2 protein-coding genes are annotated in these 1,870 nt (G+C 36.7%); both read left to right on the top strand.

Annotation, left to right across the window (positions count from 1 at the left end):
• Positions 1 to 310 precede the first annotated feature (310 nt).
• A complete protein-coding gene (locus tag A3EO_RS0112455; RefSeq protein ID WP_018347397.1) occupies positions 311 to 868 on the top strand; it encodes a fimbrial protein in 558 nt (185 codons plus the stop codon).
• A 108-nt stretch (positions 869 to 976) separates the two neighbouring features.
• Complete coding sequence (locus A3EO_RS0112450; protein ID WP_018347396.1) at positions 977 to 1,663, top strand: fimbria/pilus periplasmic chaperone; 687 nt, start codon at positions 977 to 979, stop codon at positions 1,661 to 1,663.
• Positions 1,664 to 1,870: the final 207 nt, after the last annotated feature.

Below are 1,870 nucleotides of genomic sequence, written 5' to 3'. Positions count from 1 at the left end.
TCAAGCAGTTTTCTTTGTATAGATTTCTTTAGTTTACAATTGGTTATCTTCATTTTTGTAGCTTAGCATAAGTGCTAATCTACTTCAGCCCCAATTTATAAAAAGAAACGTATTTTAAATAAAAATTTATCATTATTTTATGGACTTAATTAAAATAAAAAAATAAATACAAAATAAGAATAAATAATTGATCTAAAAACAACAAATCTATACAATAGCGCCGCTTTTTTGCAGTACCATTTTTTAAGGATCTAAATTAGAAAATTTATTAAGGAAAACTAATGAAAAAATTATTCCGCTTTCTCTTCTTTTGAGCGCAACTTTATTCACCTCATCCGCAATGGCTTATGACGGACAAATCACTTTCACCGGAAAAGTCGTGGCCACTACTTGTGCACGTGCAGAAGGAGAAGCGCAAAAAACCGTTAATTTACCGACAGTTAGTGCCAGCAGCTTTTCTCAAGCCGGTTCTACTGCAGGCTTAACACCGTTTCAAATCAAACTACAAGGCTGTCCGACTTCCAACAGCAGTGAAAATCCTGCCAGCGTTACTGTTTATTTTGAAGGCACGCACGATATTGTCGATCAGGCTACCGGTAATTTAATTAATACTGCCAAAAGCGGTACACAAGAAATTGCAAAATCTGTACAAATTCAAATTTTAGATAAAAACCAAAAAGCGATCGATCTAAGAAAAGACATTCTTTCTTTAGATGCACAAAAAGATCCTGAATTGGTTTATGAAGAAATTAAAGGCGAGTCTGCTCCGGTATTATCCTACTATGCACAATATTATGCGCCACAAGCAAATAGTGTCACTGCCGGCAATGTGGAAGCGACAATTAAATATACTCTTGTTTATAAATAAACCTTTTATAGGACAATAACAAATATTGTCCTATTTTTGTTTATTTAAACATCAATCAAATAATAAAAAATATTATTTTCTCTTACTAAAAATAAAGACTAAATTTCTATGCTTAAAAAATTAACATTAGGCTTACTTTTAATCAGCTCCGGCAGTTATGCCAATATCATTATTCAAGGTACACGTTTTATTTATCCGTCCGGTGAAAAAGGGATCAATGTCCAATTAACAAACAATGACAATCGACCTTCACTTGTACAAGCGTGGATGGATAACGGCGATATGAAAAGTTCACCGGATAGCATCAAAGTACCATTTGTCATCACACCACCGGTTTCCCGTGTTGAGCAGCACGCCGGTCAGACATTGCGCATCAATTACACCGGCGAACCGTTGCCCGCAGATCGGGAATCTGTTTTTTACCTTAATATCACGGATACTCCGCCAAAACCACGTGGCGAAAACAAAAATTATCTACAATTTGCCGTACGTAGTCGTTTAAAATTTTTCTATCGTCCGCAAGGTCTGAAAATTTCGGTGCAAGATGCCTATCAAAAAGTGACTTGGCAAAAAACAACACTTGCCGGGAAAAATGCTTTGCGAGCCACAAACCCAACGCCCTATTACATTACTTACAGCGCAGTGAATGCCGGCAGCGATGCTCAACAGGATGCAATGCTTGCCCCTTTTTCCAGTCACGATTTTGTAATGAAAGGCGCTGTTGGACGCCAAGTGGAATGGACGGTCATTAATGATTATGGCGGTTTTCAGTCCGGTAAATCATCAATTCAATAATGCTGAAAACTTCATCAATACGTGATTAGCGCAGATTTTTCACTTTCATTAGCTAAAAAACAGACCATAACAACATTGTTGTTCAGACTGCTGACAAACCTCTAGACATACATCTAGAGGTTTGATCTAATAGGCATATCGAAAAAAGGAAATGCCTATGCTCAAAAATACACCCTCACTCCAATATGAAATCGAGATGATAAGTCT

The sequence above is a fragment of the Gallibacterium anatis DSM 16844 = F 149 genome (genome assembly GCF_000379785.1).
Lineage (GTDB): Bacteria > Pseudomonadota > Gammaproteobacteria > Enterobacterales > Pasteurellaceae > Gallibacterium > Gallibacterium anatis.
Note: the sequence above shows the minus strand (reverse complement) of the source record. Positions and strands in the feature narration are given on the sequence as shown.